14 protein-coding genes and 1 pseudogene are annotated in these 18,617 nt (G+C 71.3%); 11 read left to right on the forward strand and 4 right to left on the reverse strand.

Features of this window, described 5'->3' with window-relative positions; genetic code table 11:
- A partial coding sequence (locus tag AB0B89_RS25905) for a PrsW family intramembrane metalloprotease (protein ID WP_358557885.1) occupies positions 1-1,120 on the reverse strand: 1,120 nt, incomplete at its 3' end.
- Positions 1,121-1,364: 244 nt separating this feature from the next.
- Between AB0B89_RS25905 and AB0B89_RS25910 the strand changes: the two genes are divergently transcribed.
- From AB0B89_RS25910 to AB0B89_RS25920, 3 genes are all read left to right on the forward strand, one after another.
- Positions 1,365-1,889: a GNAT family N-acetyltransferase gene (locus tag AB0B89_RS25910; RefSeq protein WP_358557888.1), complete on the forward strand. Its 525-nt coding sequence runs from the start codon at positions 1,365-1,367 to the stop codon at positions 1,887-1,889.
- 267 nt (positions 1,890-2,156) lie between these two features.
- Complete coding sequence (locus AB0B89_RS25915; protein WP_358557890.1) at positions 2,157-3,587, forward strand: hypothetical protein; 1,431 nt, start codon at positions 2,157-2,159, stop codon at positions 3,585-3,587.
- 235 nt (positions 3,588-3,822) lie between these two features.
- The gene (locus AB0B89_RS25920; RefSeq protein WP_358557893.1) at positions 3,823-4,788 is read left to right on the forward strand and encodes a glucosyl-3-phosphoglycerate synthase; all 966 of its coding nucleotides are present in this window, start codon (positions 3,823-3,825) and stop codon (positions 4,786-4,788) included.
- A 69-nt stretch (positions 4,789-4,857) separates the two neighbouring features.
- Here the strand turns inward: AB0B89_RS25920 and AB0B89_RS25925 are convergent, their stop codons facing one another.
- The gene (locus AB0B89_RS25925; RefSeq protein WP_358557896.1) at positions 4,858-5,712 is read right to left on the reverse strand and encodes a PHP domain-containing protein; all 855 of its coding nucleotides are present in this window, start codon (positions 5,710-5,712) and stop codon (positions 4,858-4,860) included.
- A 272-nt stretch (positions 5,713-5,984) separates the two neighbouring features.
- Here AB0B89_RS25925 and AB0B89_RS25930 point away from each other — a divergent pair, with 272 nt between their 5' ends.
- Positions 5,985-6,599: a cupin domain-containing protein gene (locus AB0B89_RS25930; RefSeq protein ID WP_358557899.1), complete on the forward strand. Its 615-nt coding sequence runs from the start codon at positions 5,985-5,987 to the stop codon at positions 6,597-6,599.
- Between the two features lie 127 nt (positions 6,600-6,726).
- A complete protein-coding gene (locus AB0B89_RS25935; RefSeq protein WP_358557902.1) occupies positions 6,727-8,160 on the forward strand; it encodes an FAD-binding oxidoreductase in 1,434 nt (477 codons plus the stop codon).
- A gap of 105 nt (positions 8,161-8,265) precedes the next feature.
- On the opposite strand, the gene AB0B89_RS25940 is transcribed toward AB0B89_RS25935, so the two are convergent.
- Positions 8,266-9,192 carry a heme o synthase gene (locus AB0B89_RS25940; protein WP_358557915.1) on the reverse strand — a complete coding sequence of 309 codons (927 nt, stop codon included), beginning with the start codon at positions 9,190-9,192 and terminating at the stop codon, positions 8,266-8,268.
- Positions 9,193-9,686: 494 nt separating this feature from the next.
- On the opposite strand from AB0B89_RS25940, the gene tkt reads away from it, so the two are divergent.
- The 6 genes from tkt to pgl all read left to right on the forward strand — a co-directional run bounded on the left by tkt (position 9,687) and on the right by pgl (position 18,224).
- Positions 9,687-11,720: a transketolase gene (tkt, locus tag AB0B89_RS25945; protein WP_358557918.1), complete on the forward strand. Its 2,034-nt coding sequence runs from the start codon at positions 9,687-9,689 to the stop codon at positions 11,718-11,720.
- A 12-nt stretch (positions 11,721-11,732) separates the two neighbouring features.
- Positions 11,733-12,842 carry a transaldolase gene (gene tal, locus AB0B89_RS25950; RefSeq protein WP_358557905.1) on the forward strand — a complete coding sequence of 370 codons (1,110 nt, stop codon included), beginning with the start codon at positions 11,733-11,735 and terminating at the stop codon, positions 12,840-12,842.
- Positions 12,843-12,993: 151 nt separating this feature from the next.
- A complete protein-coding gene (locus AB0B89_RS25955) occupies positions 12,994-14,619 on the forward strand; it encodes a glucose-6-phosphate isomerase (RefSeq protein ID WP_358557907.1) in 1,626 nt (541 codons plus the stop codon).
- A gap of 206 nt (positions 14,620-14,825) precedes the next feature.
- On the forward strand, positions 14,826-16,358 hold the full coding sequence (gene zwf / locus AB0B89_RS25960) for a glucose-6-phosphate dehydrogenase (RefSeq protein WP_358557921.1): 1,533 nt from the start codon (positions 14,826-14,828) through the stop codon (positions 16,356-16,358).
- Positions 16,355-17,266, forward strand: coding sequence for a glucose-6-phosphate dehydrogenase assembly protein OpcA (locus tag AB0B89_RS25965; RefSeq protein ID WP_358557910.1), 912 nt, complete (start codon positions 16,355-16,357; stop codon positions 17,264-17,266). The genes zwf and AB0B89_RS25965 overlap by 4 nt, the downstream gene beginning before the upstream one ends.
- Positions 17,267-17,450: 184 nt before the next feature.
- Entirely contained in the window at positions 17,451-18,224 is a 774-nt protein-coding gene (pgl, locus tag AB0B89_RS25970; RefSeq protein WP_358557912.1) for a 6-phosphogluconolactonase, read from the forward strand.
- 37 nt (positions 18,225-18,261) lie between these two features.
- Here the strand turns inward: pgl and AB0B89_RS25975 are convergent.
- Positions 18,262-18,617 (reverse strand): annotated as a pseudogene (locus AB0B89_RS25975) (adenosine deaminase); the annotation flags it as partial.

Genomic DNA, 18,617 nt, shown 5'->3' on the forward strand with positions numbered 1-18,617 from the left:
ATGGAGCATGCCGTGAGGGCGCTGTCCGAGGCGCTCCTCGGCGGCCTCGACCCGGAGGAGTCTCGAAGGTGTCCCTGTCGATCACGCCGCGGACCCCGCGCTCGTGGAGCAGGCCCAGTTCGGTGGCGGTGACCTGGTAGTCGCGCATGGCGTGCAGACCCGCGGGACCGCCGTAGGCCTTCGCCCACTGGCGGGCCTGCCGGCGCCCCTGAAGCGACGAGAGCATGTAGATGTCGACGTCGGTGACCAGCCCGAGCCCGCCGTACGGCGGCAGGTAGCGCTGGATGAGGCCCACGATGCGCTGGCGGTCCTTGACGATCACGCTCAGCTCGACGAAGAACAGGATCATCAGCAGCAGGTACGCCAGCGCCAGGCCCTGGAAGCCGCCGTAGGAGGTGAAGCCGTTCCAGATGCCGTGCAGGATGATCGCGCCGATCCAGCCGAGGACCACCACCCAGCCCCGCACGGGGCCCCGGCTCTGGGCGGCGTACGCCACGGCGATGCCGATCATGGAGGTGAACAGCGGATGGGCGAACGGCGACAGGATCCCGCGGAGCACCACCGTCACGGCCAGGCCCTGAACGCCGTGCTGGTCCTGCGCCATGATGTAGTAGCTGACGTTCTCGCTCATGGCGAAGCCCAGGCCGACCATGCTGGCGTAGATGATGCCGTCGGTCAGGCCGTCGAGCTCCTGGCGCCGCCAGCGCAGCAGGCCGAGGAGCACCAGGCCCTTCATCGTCTCCTCGACCACGGGCGCCACGAACGTCGCCACCAGGTTGCGGGCGGTGGCCGCGTCCTGCGTCGCGATGGTGACGTACCGGAGGTTCAGGCTGTTGAGGATGCCGGCCACCAGCACCGCGATGCCTGCGCCCCACATGAACGCGAAGGCCAGGTCCTTGCGCGGCTCGGGCTCCATGCGGTCGAGCGCCAGCACCCCGGCGAGCAGCAGCGGCACCGGGGCGAGCGCGAGCGTGAGCGCGATGAAGAACTGGACGGGGTCCCCGTTGAAGATGTCGAAGGAGAACGACACCAGCGTGCAGATCCCGGCCACGACGAGCCCGATGATCAGTCCGACGGACGGGCGCTCCTTGAGCACCCAGCGGGGATCAAGGTTCGTCATGTTCGCGAGCGTAATCGACCGGGCACGAGGTGTCCCCCTCGCCCCCACCACACCCGTACCGCTTGCGCGCCGTGATCACCGCACCACCCCACCGGCCGCCTATCGGGCATACAGATCTTCCCCCGGAACAACACTGCCACACCTCATCTTCCGCTGGAACCCCGTGCCCTTCTCCCCGGCGCAGCACGGGCCGCCCCGATATGATGACCTGCCGAAACGCGGGTGGGAGGAGGGTCTGGGCCACATGCGCGTGGTACGCGAGATGCGTGAGCCGGACATCGAGGCCGTGTCATCGGTGCGCGTCGCCGGGTGGAGGACCGCCTACGCCGGCATCCTGCCGCAGTCCTACCTCGACGGGCTCTCGGTGGAGCAGGACGCCCGGGGCCGCAGGAAGAGGTTCGCCCGCGCCGACGGCACCACGCTCGACCTCGTCGCCGAGGACGCGGGCGCCGTGGTGGGCTGGCTGGCCATGGGCCCGTGCCGCGACGCCGACGCCCGGCCGGGCGACGGCGAGATCTACGCCCTCTACGTACGGCCCGACGTCATCGGCACGGGCGCCGGGCGCACTCTCGCCCGCGCGGCCCTGCGGGCGGCCGGGGAGCGTTCGTACCGGCGGCTGCTGCTGTGGGTCCTTGAGGCCAACGCCCGGGCGCGGCGCTTCTACGGCTCCGCCGGGTTCGCCCCCGACGGCACCCGATCGCTGTGGGAGGTCGCCGGCGCCTCGGTCCCCGAGATCCGCTACCAGCGCGAAGTCCCTGAGATCCGCTGACGACGTGACGTCAGCGGACCGGCACGGCCTGTCGAGGGGAACGAGGACCAAGTCGCCATCGCGGCCTTGTCCGATAAGCCGGTTCCACTGAATACCTGCCCGCGAGCACTGGGCTTCGGCGGGTTTTCTTTGTGACCATCGCGGGGAAAGATGTGCCTACGTCCGCGCCATTCGCTTGACTAAAAGTATAAGTGAGAACATGCACGTGATCACTATTGAGGAGCCGGGTGTCCCGCCGCGGACGGCGGCGTTCGCCGGGAAGTTCCTGTGACCCCCCGCGAGCCCGCCCGGAGCGCCGCTCGGAAGCCGCCCGAGGCCGGCGAGAACGGCTCGGAGACGCCGCACGAGGCCGCGCAGGACGTCACGGGGACTCCGAGCGAGCCCGGCGGGGACGGTCGCGCGATCACGCGCCGGGCCGTACGGGTGCTGAGCGCGAACTGGGACGGCGACCACACCGTCCCGTCCCGACGGCTCTACCCCCACCAGTGGAGCTGGGACTCGGCCTTCATCACGATCGGCAACGCGCACTGGTCGCCGGGCAGGGCCAGGTCCGAGCTGGTGACCCTGTTCGGGGCGCAGTGGCGGGACGGCAGGGTGCCGCACATCGTGTTCAACCCGGAGGTGCCCGAGGGCTCGTACTTCCCCGGGCCCGCCTTCTGGGACGTGCGCGCCCCCTGCGGCGCCGCCACCTCCGGCATCGTGCAGCCGCCCGTGCACGCGATGGCCGCCTGGCAGGTGCACGCGGCCGACCCCGACCCGGACTTCCTGCGCGGGATCTACCCGCGCCTGGTCGCCCAGCAGGAGTTCCTGCGCGGGGCGCGCAGCTCGCCCGAGGGGTTGCTGTCGATCGTGCACCCGTGGGAGTCGGGCATGGACAACAGCCCGGCGTGGGACGCTCCGCTGGCCTCGGTGGTCACCGGCCCGGTCGCCGTCGAGCGGCGTGACCTCGCGCACGTCAGCGCCGAGGAGCGGCCCACCGACCACGACTACGAGCGCTACACCGCGCTGGCCCGCGCCTACCGGGACGCCGGCTACCGGGGCCTGGGCGCGTTCGCCGTGGAGGACCCGCTGTTCAACGCCGCGTACGGCTCGGCGGAGGCGGCCCTGGCGAAGATCGCGACCGCCTGCGGCCTGGACCCGCGCCCGCACCGCCAGGAGGCGGCGAGGATCACCGTCGCGATGATCGAGCACCTCTACGACGACGGCCTGTTCCACGCCCGCGACGCGCTGACCGGGCGCCTGCTCCGCTCGGGCAGCGCCGCCGGGCTGACCCCGCTGATCCTTCCCGGACTGCCCTCCGAGATCGCGGGCGCGCTGATCGGCACCGCGGTCGACCGCTTCGGGATCGAGCGCGGGACGCTGCCCAGCCTCGCGCCGGACGCGCCGGAGTTCGACCCCGCCCGCTACTGGCGCGGGCCGAGCTGGATCAACCTCACGTGGCTGGTCTGGCGGGGCCTGCGGCACCGCAGGCCCGACCTCGCGGCACTGCTCGCCGGCGGCATGGTCCGGGCGGTGACCCGGTCGGGATTTCGCGAGTACTTCGACCCCTCCACCCTCGAAGGGCACGGGTGCGACGACTTCGGCTGGTCGGCCGCGCTGGTCGTCGACGTCCTGGCGCGGCGCCGCCTCGCGAGCGTGGCGGCTACTGTGTGGCAGGGGGCCTCGGCCTCGCGAGAATCCGGTCAGCGATCCCGGTAATTGTTACATCGGGGAAACATGAGAGTGCTTCTGCGTGACGTGCGGCGACATTTCCAGGACCGATAATGCCGATACGGGTTATGGAAGTGACGAAGCGGCATACGCCTCTCCTGGGGCTCGCCGAACAATGACGTTCGGATCGCTCTGTCTGGGCGGTTCGCCGCCGTCATGACATGAGAACGGGCCAGGCTGAATGGAAAATCCTTCTTCTCGATCGCCGCGGGTGCCGGCTCCCGTGAGGGACTGGTCGCGCTCGCACACCAGCTCCGCGGCCGACTGGCCGCCGGAGGCGCTCCTGCGGGCCAAGGGGGCGGCCACGGTGAGCGTCGTACTGCCTGCGCGTGACGAGGAGCAGACGGTCGGCGGCATCGTCTCGGCCATCCGCCGGGACCTCGTCGAGGCGGTCCCGCTCGTGGACGAGATCCTCGTGGTCGACTCACGGTCCACCGACGCCACCGCCGCCCTCGCCTCGGCGGCGGGCGCGCGGGTGGTGCGCCAGGACGACGTGCTGCCCGGCCTGCCGCCGCTGTCCGGCAAGGGAGAGGCGCTCTGGAAGGGGCTGGCGGCCTCGACCGGCGACATCGTCGTGTTCGCCGACTCCGACCTGCGCAACTTCGGCTCGCACTTCATCTCCGGGCTGCTCGGCCCCCTGCTCACGCGGCCGGAGATCGCCTTCGTGAAGGGCGCCTACGAGCGTCCCCTGACCGGGTCTGACGGGGTGGCGCGGCGCGGCGCGGGCGGCCGGGTCACCGAGCTGGTCGCGAGGCCGATGCTCAACCTCTACTGGCCGGAGCTGGCCGGGTTCGTGCAGCCGCTCGGCGGGGAGTACGCGGCGAGGCGCGAGGTCCTCGAACAGGTGCCGTTCGTCACCGAGTACGGCGTGGAGTTCGGCCTCCTCGTCGACCTGCTGGAACGCGTCGGGCTCGACGCGATGGCCCAGGTGGACCTCGGCTGCCGCGAGCACAGCCACCAGTCGACGGCCGCGCTCGGCCGGATGGCCGGGCAGATCATGCTGACCGCCTGGTCGCGCCTGGAGCGGCAGGGCCGCATCGTGGCCTCGGAGGCGCCCGCGACGAACCTGCTCCAGTTCGGCCTCGACGGGGAGGCGACCCTCAGCGACGTCAGCGTCGCCGAGCGCCCGCCGCTGGCCACCGTGGCGCCGGTGACGAACGCGCCGAGGGTGTCGAAGACCGCGTCCTAGCGGCGGCCCCGGTCGACGCCGGTGGCGACGGTGCGGAGGAACGGATCTCACGGACCTCCCGCGCCGCGGTCAGCGCCGGGTCCAGAAGTCGTCCGGGTGGGATCCGGGCCGGAAACCGCAGGACTCGGCCATCGCGGTCGCCTCGGCGAAGCCACGGGCCAGCGCCAGGGGTTCGTGCGCGTCGCTGGCGAAGGTGACGGCCCGGCCGCCTTCCTGGAACCACCAGCGCACGACCAGCGGATCCAGGGGCACCCTGGTGTTGATCTCCAGTGCCCTGCCGGAGCCCGCGAGGGCCCGCAGCACCTCGCGGTGGTCGTCCTCGAACGCGGCGGGATCGTAGGGCCCGGCGTCGGCCGGCCAGTACCGGATCGGGTAGTCGATGTGGGCGAGAACCTCGAACTCGCCGGACCCGTCGATCATGCGCCGCGCTTCGGCCAGATAGTCGCGTACGAGCGCGGCGGCCGGCCGGTCGGGGTAGAGGTCGAGGATGTCGGCGAACCCCCCGTTGATCGCCAGGGAGTGCACGGAGCCGAGCACGCGGTCGAACCGCCCCCTCGTGAGGAGCTCACCGACCCGTTGGCCGTGCCGGTGGGGTTCGCTCAGCTCGACCCCCGACAGGATGCGCAGGCCCTTGAAGCGGTCGCGGCACCGCTCCAGGGACTCCTGATAGCCGTCGAGGTCGAACTCGGGAGCCGTGAGCACCAGATCGCTCACCAGCACCTGCCACGCGCCGGGGATCGGGGTGTCCTCCCGCAGGGTCAAGGGGGTGAAGTCGGCGTGCTCGGTGAACGCCACGGACGGCAGCCCGATCTCCACGGCCCGCTCACAGGTCCGCTCCATCGAGCCCGCCAACGCGTCCCACGACCATTCGCTGTGCACGTGGCTGTCCGGTGGAAGCGGGTGCGCCTCTGCCGATGGACTCACGGGGACCGCCTTACTTCCGGGGACATGGGACAGGTGCCACGGTAGATGTACTCACAGGAACGGCACCTTTGGAAGGGCTCCGGGATCACACGCGGCCGCCGGGCGCGTAGGTTCTCGCGTGACCGCACCTGGAAGGCGAGCCGCGCCGACCCCCACCGCGCGGGCGGTTTGTCTGGTTGTGGCTGGTTTGTTATCAATGGGGGTTGAGGGGCGGATCGCACGTCTGTACAGTGATCAAACAAAATGTTTGGTCACGAAGATCGGGATGTTCGATGTCGCCTGAGCCCGCGGCTCGCAACGTGGCCGTGGGCACTCCTGAGGCGGACACCGTGCGCCTCGGGGCGCGCATCAGGGCGTACCGCGCCATGCGCCAGATGACGCTGCGCGACCTCGCCGGCCAGGCGGGCGCCAGTCCCGGTTTCATCAGCCAGCTGGAGCGCGGGCGCACCAGCGCCAGCATCGGGATGCTGCGGCGGATCTCCGGCGCCCTCGGCCTCACGGTGGCCGAGCTGTTCAGCGAGGACGAGGTGGTCGGGCACCGGCTCGTCCGCCGGTCCGACCGGCCCGAGCTGCCGACGGGGCCCGGCACCCGCAAGTACCTGATCTCGCAGCGGCCCCTCCAGAACCTGGAGATCTACAGCGGCGAGTTCGACCCCGGGGCCTCCACCGGGGACGAGGCCTACACCCACGGCGACTCCCAGGAGATCCTCCTGGTGCTGCGCGGCCGCGCCGTCCTGCGGATCGGCCCGCCGGAGTCGCCGGTCTCCTACGAGCTGGGTCCCGGGGACAGCATCGAGTACCGGACCTCGACCCCGCACCGCGTCCTCAACGAGGGCGCGGAGCCGCTTGAGGTGCTCTGGATGATCGGCCCGCCGACGCCGTCGTAGCCGGGCTCCCCTGATACGAGTCGGCGACCCAAGCACGTCCACCCGGCGATTCTGATGCGAAGGCGGTTCCCATGACGGTGCGCGGTGGGGTCGCCGGCAACCACAGCACTTTGGTCATGGAGTTGATATGAGCGGCAACGGATTGAACGGCACCCCCCTGACGGACGACTTCGCCAACGGCGGGGTGTCGTTCTGGTACCGGCAGATAGGCGTCCCCCGGCGCCGTGCCGCGCTGCCGGGGTCGCGCGAGTACGACGTGGCGATCGTGGGCGGCGGCTACACCGGCATGTGGACCGCGTACTACCTCAAGAAGGCCCAGCCCGGCCTGCGGATCGCGATCCTGGAGCGGGAGTTCGCCGGTTTCGGGGCCTCTGGGCGCAACGGCGGCTGGCTGTCGGCCGAGTTCGCCGGGTCGCGCGAACGGCACGCGGCGGCACGCGGGCGCCAGGCGATGATCGATCTTCAGCACGCCATGTTCAGCGCGGTGGACGAGGTGATCGAGGTCGCCGCGGCCGAGGGCATCGACGCCGACATCCACAAGGGCGGCCTGCTGCACATCGCGACCAACCCCGCCCAGAACCGCCGCCTGCACGCCGAACTGGCCGACCTGCGCACGTGGGGCTTCGCCGAGCACGACATGCGGCTGCTCACCCGAAAGGAGCGGGAGGACCGCATCCGCGTCGCAGGGACGATCTCGGCGACCTACAGCCCGCACTGCGCCCGCATCCAGCCCGCCAAGCTCGCGGTCGGCCTCGCCCGTGTCGTCACCGGCCTCGGCGTCGACCTCTTCGAGGGCACCACGGTCACCGAGATCCGCCCCCGGACCGCTGAGGGCAAGGCGGCGGCCGTCACCGACCGGGGCACGGTCACCGCCGAGTACGTCATCCGCGCCACCGAGGGCTTCACCGCGAGCATCCGGGGCCAGCACCGTCAGTGGCTGCCCATGAACAGCTCGATGATCGTCACCGAGCCCCTCCCCGACGAGGTGTGGGAGCGGATCGGCTGGCGGGACTACGAGCTGCTCGGGGACGAGGCGCACGCGTACTGCTACGCGCAGAGGACCGCGGACGGGCGCATCGCCATCGGCGGGCGCGGCGTGCCGTACCGGTTCGGCTCGCGCACCGACGTGCGCGGCGCCACCCAGCCGCAGACCGTGGCCGCGCTGCGGAAGATCCTCACCTCGCTGTTCCCGGCCACCGCCGGGGTCAGGATCCAGCACTCGTGGTGCGGGGTGCTCGGCGTTCCCCGGGACTGGTGCTCCACCGTCCACCTGGACCACACCACCGGCCTCGGCTGGGCCGGCGGGTACGTCGGGAGCGGGGTCACCACGACCAACCTGGCGGGCCGCACGCTCCGCGATCTCGTGCTGCGGCAGGACACCGAGCTCACCGCCCTGCCGTGGGTCGGCCGCCAGGTGCGCCAGTGGGAGCCGGAGCCGCTGCGCTGGATCGGCGTGCAGGCGATCTACGCGCTGTTCCGCAGCGCGGACCGCCACGAGACGGCCCAGATGGGCCGCACCTCCGCCTACGCCCGCCTGGCGAACCTCATCTCCGGCCGCTGACCGGCGCTGCCGCCCCGCCCGCTCACCGAGCGGGCGGGGGATCGGTCTGCCGCAGGAGCCCACATCGGCCGATGTACGGGCGCGCGGGGGACGCAAGGCGGCGCCTCAGAGCAGGGAGTCGACCGCCACGGCCAGGAAGAGCAGGGCCAGGTAGGCGTTGGACCAGTGGAAGAAGCGCATGGGACGCAGGGCGACGCCCGTCTTGCCGGCGTTGACGCGGGCCAGCAGGCGGTAGACCTCCCACAGGCACATGACCCCGAGGGCGGCGGCCACGGCCGCGTAGAACGGCGTGGTGCCGGCGACCGGCCAGAGCAGCAGGGAGCAGATCACGGTCGCCCAGGTGTAGGCGATGCTCTCCTGGACGACCCGGCGCTCGCCGGCGACCACGGGCAGCATCGGGACCTTGGCGGCGGCGTAGTCCTCGCGGTAGCGCATGGCGAGGGTCCAGGTGTGCGGGGGCGTCCAGAAGAAGACCACGCCGAACAGGACCAGCGGCGCCCAGTCGACCCGCCCGGTGATGCCCGCCCACCCGATCAGCACGGGCATGCACCCCGCGATGCCGCCCCAGACGACGTTCTGCGAGGTCCGGCGCTTGAGCAGCATCGAGTAGACGAAGACGTAGAACAGGATCGCGGCCAGCGAGAGGCCCGCGGCCACCCAGTTCACGGTCAGGCCGAGCCCGAGGGTCGACAGGACGCCGAGCACGACGCCGAAGATCAGCGCGTTCCCCGGCGAGACCTCGGCCATGGCCAGCGGGCGGCGGCGGGTGCGCCGCATGGTGGCGTCGATGTCCCGGTCGATGTAACAGTTGAGGGCGTTGGCGCTGCCCGCCGACAGCGTGCCGAAGACCAGGGTGGCGACCGCCGTCCACAGGGGCGGAAGACCCCGGGCGGCGAGGAACATGACCGGGAGGGTCGTGATCAGGAGCAGCTCGATGATCCGCGGCTTGGTCAGCGCGACGTACGCCCGCACGGTGGCGAGCGGTGATCGGCGCTCACCTGCGAGCGGGACCGTCGATTGCTTGGTCGTCAGCACCGTCAAGGCGCTTCCAGCGGGTGCGGGGTCAACGCGTAACCTCTGATTGGAACGGATCCGTGAATGCGGGCATGAGCCAGCGCTGAGGACTCACTGTAGTGCGGGGGGTCGCCGGTCCCGGCATCGGGGGCGAATGCCGCGTGAGCGGGTGCCCCTGACCGGGTGTCGATCAGCCCTGGTGAGCGGCTCATCCGACACCCTGTGAGATGGGTCGCGGTCTGTGGCGCGGATCGCGTTCCAGACGGATCGCGGGGGGCAGGGTTCTAACGACGCGGGCGCCACTTTCCCCGGTCACCTGTTAGACGCACTATGCATCTACGGTGAGGGGATCGACCCGTTAAGGTCCGGTGTGGGGAGCAATACCAGACCGGGCGAGCCAAGCCGGCGCCATTAACCAATAGGAGATCGAGCAGTTGAGCAGCGAACTGGTGCCAGACCTTGAGTGGAGCGACCTCGATCGGCGCGCGGTCGACGTCGTACGCGCCCTCGCCATGGACGCGGTGGAGAAGGCGGGCTCGGGCCACCCCGGCACCGCGATGAGCCTGGCGCCCGCGGCGTACCTGCTGTTCCAGCGGGTCCTGCGGCATGACCCCTCCGATCCGGCCTGGACCGGCCGTGACCGTTTCGTCCTTTCCGCCGGGCACTCCAGCCTCACCCTCTACATCCAGTTGTTCCTGTCCGGGTACGGCCTGACGCTGAACGACATCGAGTCGCTGCGGCAGTGGGGCAGCCTGACCCCGGCTCATCCCGAGCACGGCCACACGATCGGCGTCGAGACCACCACCGGCCCGCTCGGCCAGGGCATCGGCAACGCGGTCGGCATGGCCATGGCCCAGCGGCGCGAGCGGGGCCTGTTCGACCCCGACGCCGATCAGGGCGCCAGCCCGTTCGACCACCAGATCTGGGTCATCGCCTCCGACGGCGACATCGAGGAGGGCATCAGCCACGAGGTGAGCGCCATCGCGGGCCACCAGAAGCTGGGCAACCTCAACGTCATCTACGACTCCAACCACATCTCGATCGAGGACGACACCGCCATCGCGCTGTCGGAGGACGTCGCCGCGCGGTACGAGGCCTACGGCTGGCACGTGATCAGCGTCGACTGGACCGAGACCGGCGAGTACGTCGAGAACGTGCAGGAGCTCTACCGCGCCTACCGGGCCGCGGTGGAGGAGACCGAGCGGCCGACGCTGATCAAGCTCCGCACGATCATCGGCTGGCCCGCGCCGAACAAGAAGAACACCGGCAAGATCCACGGCTCGGCCCTGGGCGCCGACGAGGTGGCCGCCACCAAGGAGGTCCTCGGCCTCGACCCGGCCAAGAGCTTCGACGTGCCCGAGGAGGTCCTCGGCCACGCCCGCGAGGTCGTGGGGCGCGGTCGCGCCCTGCGCGCCGAGTGGAACGAGCGGTTCGAGGAGTGGCGCGCCGCCAACCCCGACCGGGTCGCCCTGTTCGACCGCATGAGCGCGCGCAAGCTCCCCGCCGGCTGGGACGAGGCCCTGCCGTCCTTCAAGGCCGGCACGTCGGTCGCGACCCGCAAGGCCTCGGGCGAGGTGCTGAACGCGCTGGCGCCGGTGCTGCCGGAGCTGTGGGGCGGCTCCGCCGACCTGGCCGAGTCGAACAACACCACGATGGAGGGCGAGCCGTCCTTCATCCCCGAGGAGCACCAGACCAAGGCGTTCCCGGGCAACCGGTACGGCCGCACGCTGCACTTCGGCATCCGCGAGCACGGCATGGGCTCGATCCTCAACGGCATCGCCCTGCACGACGGCACGCGCCCGTACGGCGGCACGTTCCTGGTCTTCAGCGACTACATGCGCCCCGCCGTGCGCCTGGCGGCCCTGATGGGCCTGCCGGTCACCTACGTGTGGACGCACGACTCCATCGGCCTCGGCGAGGACGGCCCGACGCACCAGCCGGTCGAGCACCTCTGGGCGCTGCGCGCGATCCCCGGCCTCGACGTCGTGCGCCCCGCCGACGCCAACGAGACCTCGGCCGCGTGGAAGACCATCCTGGAGCACACCGACCGCCCGGCGGCGCTGGCGCTGACCCGGCAGAACGTCCCGGTGTTCGAGGGCACGGCCGACTTCGAAAAGGTCGCCAAGGGCGCCTACATCCTTGAGGAGGCCTCCAACGGACAGCCGGAGGTGATCCTCATCGGCACCGGCAGCGAGGTCGAGCTCGCCGTCGGGGCGCGCAAGCTGCTGGAGGACGAGGGCATCCCGGCCCGCGTGGTCTCCATGCCGTGCGTCGAGTGGTTCAACGCCCAGGACGACGCCTACAAGCAGATGATCCTTCCTCCGGCGGTCCGCGCCCGCGTGGCCGTGGAAGCGGGAATCGCCCTGGGCTGGCTGCAGTTCGTAGGTGAGGAGGGCGAGGTCGTGAGCCTTGAGCACTTCGGCGCCTCCGCGCCTTACAAGACGCTGTACGAGCAGTTCGGCCTGACCGCCGAGCGTGTGGCCGCCGCGGCCAAGGGCAGCCTCGCCAAGACCGGGGCCGACAAGGGCCAGACGACCGGAAACTAGGGGACCTTACTCATGAGCGAAAACCTGAAGCGCCTGAGCGACCAGGGCGTGTCGATCTGGCTCGACGACATCAGCCGCGAGCGCCTGCGCACCGGGAACCTCGAATCCCTGATCCGCGGCAAGTACGTCGTGGGCGTCACCTCCAACCCGACGATCTTCGCCTCCGCCCTGTCCAAGGGCGACGCCTACGACGCGCAGCTGCGCGACCTCTCGGCCCGCGGCGTGGACGTGGGCGAGGCGGTCAGGGCGATCACGACCTTCGACATCCGCTGGGCCGCCGACGTGCTGCGCCCGGTGTTCGACGCCACCGGCGGCGTCGACGGCCGCGTGTCCATCGAGGTGGACCCGCGCCTGGCCAACGACAGCGCCGAGAAGACCGTCGCCGAGGCCAGGGCGCTGTGGTGGCTGGTCGACCGGCCCAACGTGTTCATCAAGATCCCGGCGACCCTCGACGGGCTGCCCGCGATCACGCAGGCGCTCTCCGAGGGCATCAGCGTCAACGTCACGCTGATCTTCTCGCTGGAGCGCTACCGCGCGGTCATGGACGCCTGGCTTTCCGGCCTGGAGCGCGCGCAGGCCAACGGCCTCGACCTGTCCAAGATCGAGTCCGTGGCGTCGTTCTTCGTCAGCCGGTTCGACACCGAGATCGACAAGCGGCTCGACAAGATCGGCACCCCCGAGGCGCTGGAGCTCAAGGGCAAGGCCGCGGTCGCCAACGCCCGCCTCGCGTTCGCCGCGTACGAAGAGGTCGTCAACACCCCGCGCTGGCAGGCGCTCAAGGGCGCCGGGGCCCGCGCCCAGCGCCCGCTGTGGGCCTCCACCGGGGTCAAGAACCCCGACTACCCCGACACCATGTACGTCGACCAGCTCGTCACGGCGGGCACGGTCAACACGATGCCCGAGAAGACCCTCGACGCGGTCGCCGACCATGGCAACATCAACGGCGACGCCGTCCGGCCCTACTACGAGCAGGCGTGGAACACCATGGCCGCTCTCAAGCAGGCCGGCATCGACTACGACGACGTGGTCAAGGCGCTGGAGGAGGAAGGCGTGGAGAAGTTCGTCGCCTCATGGGACGAGCTGCTCGCGACCCTTGAGACCGAGCTGAAGAAGGCCGGCTGAACGTCGGCGGACGTTGTTGGTTCCCAGGTAAGCCGGCCGGGCCCCAGGCGGCCCGGCCGGACGGTCACCCAGGCCGGCCGACCCGGGCGTGCGCGATGCCCGGCGCGCGGGCGCCCGCCCGCCACGCCCTCGCGAGGAGAAAACTCTAAGGATGGATATGTCCGTAACGTTCGGTGACGAGGCGGTAGCCGCGGAGGCCTCCGAGGCCGTACGGAAACTCGTCGAGGAGGGCGTGCCGCAGGCGCTGTCCAACGGCGACCCCACCCTGTGGGGACCCGAGGCCGAGGCCGAGGCGAGGTCGCGGCTCGGCTGGCTGGACCTCCCCACCAACTCGCGCGAGCTGCTGCCCGAGATCGCCAAGCTGGTCGAGCGCGCCCGCGCCGAGAACCTTGAGCACGTCGTGCTCGCGGGGATGGGCGGGTCCTCGCTGGCCCCCGAGGTCATCTGCGCCACCTCCGACGTGCCGCTGACCGTCCTCGACACCACCGACCCCGGCCAGGTGCGGCGGGCGCTCGCCGACCGGCTCGACCAGACCATCGTGGTGGTGTCCAGCAAGAGCGGCTCCACCATCGAGACCGACAGCCACCGGCGCATCTACGAGCAGGCGTTCCGCGACGCCGGCATCGACCCGGCCGACCGCATCGTCGTGGTCACCGACCCGGGCTCACCGCTGGAGCAGACCGCGATCGAGTCCGGATACACCGTCATCCTGGCCGACCCGACCGTCGGGGGCCGCTACAGCGCGCTCACCGCGTTCGGGCTGGTGCCGAGCGCGCTGGCCGGGGCCGATGTCGCCCGCCTGCTCGACCAGGCCGCCGAGGTGCGCCCGCTGCTCGGCGAGAACGACGGCAACCCCGGCCTGGAGCTGGGCGCGGCGCTCGGCGCCGTCGCCGGGCGCGACAAGCTCGTGCTCGACGACAGCCTCTCGCAGATCAACGGCCTGCCCGACTGGATCGAGCAGCTGGTCGCCGAGTCCACCGGCAAACAGGGCAAGGGCGTCCTTCCCGTCGTCGGCGCCGACCCGACGGACGCCGAGGACGAGATCGTCGCGGGCGTCGACACCGAGGCCGCCATCCAGGTCGACGGGCCGCTCGGCGCGCAGTTCCTGGTGTGGGAGTACGCCACGGCGATCGCCGGGCGGCTGCTCGGCATCAACCCCTTCGACCAGCCGAACGTGGCCGAGTCCAAGGAGAACACCGCCCGCATCCTGCGGGAGGCCGGCGACGGCCCGCTGCCGACCGGCACCCCGGCGCTGGTCGACGGCCCGGTGGAGGTCTACGGCGAGCTGCCCGAGCACGTCAAGGACCTCTCCGGCGTGCTGACCGCGCTGCTGGAGGACATTCCCGACCGCGGGTACCTCGCGATCATGGCGTTCCTCGACCGCGAGGCCGCGTTCGACGTCCCGGTTCCGCAGGACGCCTCGTTCGAGGCGATCACCGACATCTGGGCCGCGCACGACCCCGCCAGCCTCCAGGTGCTGCTGTCGATCAGGACCGACCGGCCGGTCACCTTCGGCTGGGGACCCCGCTTCCTGCACTCGACCGGGCAGTACCACAAGGGCGGGCCGCAGAACGGCGTGTTCCTGCAGATCACGGGCGCGGTCGAGAACGACCTCGAAGTGCCCGGCAAGCCGTACACCCTCGGAAGGCTGGAGCTCGCCCAGGCGCTCGGCGACCTGGACGCGCTGAGCAAGCGCGGGCGGCCGACCGTACGCCTGCACCTGACCGATCGCGAGGCCGGTGTCAGGCACCTGCTCTCCGCCGCACGGGAGGTTTGATGAACGACAGCGAGCAGCCGGGCTCGGCCGGCGAGAACCCGGCGGCGCCCGGCGGCACGGCGGGTTCGCCCGTTCCGGCGGGCGGCCCGGCCGTGCCGTCCCCCTGCGAGGTCGAGCTCGCGGTCCACGCCGGAGGTCAGCCCGAGAAGGTCTCCCCCGACGACTCGCTCGCCGCCGCCCAGGCGGTCGCGAGCACCGCGACCACGATGGAAGTGATGGAGGAGAACCCGCTGCGCGACCCCCGCGACAAGCGGCTTCCGAGAGTGGCCGGCCCGTGCGTGCTGGTCATCTTCGGCGTGACCGGCGACCTCGCCAGGCGCAAGCTCCTTCCCGCGATCTACGACCTGGGCAACCGGGGGCTCCTGCCCCCCGGCTTCTCGCTGGTCGGGTTCGCCCGTCGCGACTGGGCGCACCAGGACTTCGCGAAGATCACTCATGACGCCGTCAAGGAGCACGCCCGCACTCCCTTCCGGGAGGAGGTCTGGAAGCAGATCTGCGAGGGCCTCCACTTCGTCCCCGGCTCCTTCGACGACGACGGCGCCTTCGACGCGCTGATCATGGCGCTCAAGGAGATCGACGAGACCCGGGGGACGGGCGGCAACTACGCCTTCTACCTCTCGACCCCGCCGAAGGCCTTCCCGGTCATCGTCGAGCAGCTCAAGCGCACCGGGCTCACCAAGCCGCCGGAGGGCTCCTGGCGCCGCGTGGTGATCGAGAAGCCGTTCGGGCACGACCTCAAGAGCGCGCGCGAGCTCAACCGCGTCGTCGACTCGGCATTCAAGCCCGACTCGGTGTTCCGCATCGACCACTACCTGGGCAAGGAGACCGTCCAGAACATCCTGGCCCTGCGGTTCGCCAACACCCTGTTCGAGCCGATCTGGAACCGCGGGTACGTCGACCACGTGCAGATCACGATGGCCGAGGACATCGGCGTCGGCGGCCGGGCCGGTTACTACGACGGCATCGGCGCGGCCAGGGACGTGATCCAGAACCACCTGCTCCAGCTCCTGGCGCTCGTCGCGATGGAGGACCCCACGGCCTTCGGCGCGGCGGCGCTGCGCAGGGAGAAGGAGAAGGTCCTTGAGGCCCTCACCCTGCCGGAGGACCTCCGCCTCGCCACCGCCCGCGGCCAGTACACCGCGGGCTGGCAGGGCGGCGTGCCGGTCGAGGGCTTCCTGGAGGAGGACGGCGTCCCGCCGGACTCCAAGACAGAGACCTACGCCGCCATCAAGCTGGAGATCGCCAACCGGCGCTGGGCGGGCGTGCCGTTCTACCTGCGCACGGGCAAGCGGCTCGGGCGGCGGATGACCGAGGTCGCCGTGGTGTTCCAGCGGGCGCCGCACCTGCCGTTCAGCAAGACCGACACCGAGATCCTCGGCCAGAACGCCCTGGTCATCCGCATCCAGCCTGACGAGGGCATCACGGTGCGCTTCGGCTCCAAGGTGCCCGGCACGGCCATGGAGGTCCGGGACGTCAACATGGACTTCGCCTACGGCGAGGCGTTCCTGGAGTCATCCCCGGAGGCCTACGAGCGGCTGCTGCTGGACGTGCTCATCGGCGATCCCCCCCTGTTCCCGCACCAGCGCGAGGTCGAGCTCTCCTGGATGGTCATCGACCCGATCGAGGAGTTCTGGGCCAAGAGCGACGAGCGACCCGAGGGCTACCCCGCCGGCACCGGCGGCCCGAAGGCCGCCGACGAGCTGATGGCCCGCGACGGGCGCACCTGGAGGATGTTGTGACCAGTTTCCTCATGGGGTCGACCACGGCCTCCGACATCTCCTCCCAGCTCACGCGGCTGAGACACCAGGTGGGCGCGCCGGCGGTCGGCATGGTGCTGACCCTTGTGGTGGTGTGCGACGAAAGCCAGCAGTACGACGCGGTGCGCGCGGCCTCCGAGGCCTCCCGCGAGCACCCCTCGCGCATCCTCGCGGTCATCCCGAGGGAGCGCGACGAGGCGACGCGGCTCGACGCCGAGATCCGCGTCGGCGAGCTGACGACCGGCGAGGTCGTCCTGCTGCGCCTGTACGGGGAGCTGAGGGAGCACGCCGACTCGGTGCTCTCGCCGCTGCTGCTGCCCGACATCCCCGTGGTGGTGTGGTGGCCGGGTGACGCCCCCGAGGCCCCGGCGAAGGACCCGGTGGGCGCCTACGGCCAGCGCCGCGTCACCGACGCGCGTTTCGCCCGCGACTCGGTGGCGGCGATCAGGAGCCGCGTCAGCGGGTACACGCCGGGCGACACCGACCTCGCCTGGACCAGGATCACCCCCTGGCGCAGCCTGCTCGCGGCGGCGTTCGACCAGCCGGTCGGGAAGATCCTCGACGGGTACGTCGAGGCCGAGCCCGACCACCCCAGCGCCGCCCTGCTGGCCGTGTGGCTCTCGCAGAAGCTGGAAGCGCCGATCAAGGTGACCGAGTCCAAGGGTCCCGGCCTGACCAAGGTGCGCCTGCGCCTGGACGACGGCGAGGTGGTGGTGGAGCGGCACGACTCCCGCACCGCCACGCTCGTACGGCCCGGCCAGCCCGACCGGCAGGTGGCCCTGGCCCGCCGGCCCACCTCCGACCTGCTGGCCGAGGAGCTGCGGCGCCTCGACCCCGACGAGGTGTACGCGGAGACGATCAGAGGCGTCGCCGATTACGACCTCTCCTGAACCGGCTCCCCCGCGGCCGGCAGCACTGACAGCACTGACAGCACTGACAGCACTGACACAGCACTGACACAGCACTGACACAGCACACAGCCTGACCCTGGTGGCCCGGCACTCCCCCATTCCCCGAAATCTCGGGACATGGGCGGGTGCCGGGCACCTCCGCTATAGAAGGACGGTTCTTCTCGTGAGTGTTCCCTCGGTTCTCGTCCACCGGGACGCCGACGTGCTGGCCAAGGCCGTCGCCGCACGCCTGATCACCGGACTGGCCGACGCCCAGGCGGCCAAGGGGTCGGCGCACCTGGTGCTGACCGGCGGCGGCATGGGCACCGCCACGCTGGCCGAGGTGGCCGCCACCCCGGCGCGCGACGCGGTCGAGTGGCCACGCCTGGACATCTGGTGGGGTGACGAGCGCTTCCTGCCCACCGGCGACGCTGAGCGCAACGAGACCGGTGCCCGCGGCGCGCTGCTCGACCACGTCGACGTGGACCCCGACCGGGTGCATCCCATGCTCGGGCCCGACGCGGGGGTCACCGCCGAGGAGTCGGCCGACCGCTACGCCGCCGAGCTCCGCAGGGCCTCGCGGCCCGAGGACCACGGGCCCGTGCCGTCCTTCGACATCCTGATGCTCGGCCTCGGCCCGGACGGGCACGTCGCGTCGCTGTTCCCCGGCATGCCCGCCCTGTACGACGAGCGGCCGGTCGTGGCCGTCCACGGGGCTCCGAAGCCGCCGCCCACCCGGATCTCGATGACGCTGCCCACGATCCGGGCGGCGCGTGAGGTGTGGGTGATCGCGGCGGGCGAGGAGAAGGCGAAGGCCGTGCACCTGGCCCTGCAGGAGTCCGGGCCGATGCAGGTGCCCGCGGCCGGGGCCCGGGGACGGCAGCGCACGCTGTTCCTGCTCGACCGCGCCGCCGCCTCCAAGATCCCTCCCGGCCTCGGTCGCCCCGCGTCCCCGTGATCGGCCCGGTCTCGGCCGCCGTCGGCCCCCCGTGACCTCAGCGGGGCACGGCCAGCGCGTCGATCTCGGCCGTGATCGCGCGCTTGCCGTCGTCGTCCAGGAAGGACGCCTGCACGGCGTTGCGGGCGAGGGTGGCCAGCTCCGCCGGTCCGAGGCCGAACTCCCCGGCCGCGATGCGGTACTCGCGGTCGAGGGTGGTCCCGAACATGGGCGGGTCGTCGCTGTTGAGGGTGACGAACAGGCCCTCCTCCAGCATGCGGGGCATCGGGTGGGAGGCGATGTCCGGCACCTGGCAGGTGCGGACGTTGGAGGTCGGGCACACCTCCAGCGGGACCTGGGTCTCCCGGAGGTGGGCCATGAGCCGGGGGTCGGCCACGCAACTGGTGCCGTGGC

It is taken from the genome of Sphaerisporangium sp. NPDC049002 (assembly GCF_040649355.1).
Taxonomy (GTDB): Bacteria; Actinomycetota; Actinomycetes; order Streptosporangiales; family Streptosporangiaceae; genus Sphaerisporangium.

Excerpts from the sequence above, each read along its gene's own strand:
- AB0B89_RS25910 (WP_358557888.1), top strand. The coding sequence starts at position 1,365 with ATGCGCGTGGTACGCGAGATGCGTGAGCCGGACATCGAGGCCGTGTCA.
- AB0B89_RS25930 (WP_358557899.1), top strand. The coding sequence starts at position 5,985 with ATGTCGCCTGAGCCCGCGGCTCGCAACGTGGCCGTGGGCACTCCTGAG.
- AB0B89_RS25935 (WP_358557902.1), top strand. The coding sequence starts at position 6,727 with ATGAGCGGCAACGGATTGAACGGCACCCCCCTGACGGACGACTTCGCC.
- tkt (WP_358557918.1), top strand. The coding sequence starts at position 9,687 with ATGGACGCGGTGGAGAAGGCGGGCTCGGGCCACCCCGGCACCGCGATG.
- tal (WP_358557905.1), top strand. The coding sequence starts at position 11,733 with ATGAGCGAAAACCTGAAGCGCCTGAGCGACCAGGGCGTGTCGATCTGG.
- AB0B89_RS25955 (WP_358557907.1), top strand. The coding sequence starts at position 12,994 with ATGGATATGTCCGTAACGTTCGGTGACGAGGCGGTAGCCGCGGAGGCC.
- zwf (WP_358557921.1), top strand. The coding sequence starts at position 14,826 with ATGGAAGTGATGGAGGAGAACCCGCTGCGCGACCCCCGCGACAAGCGG.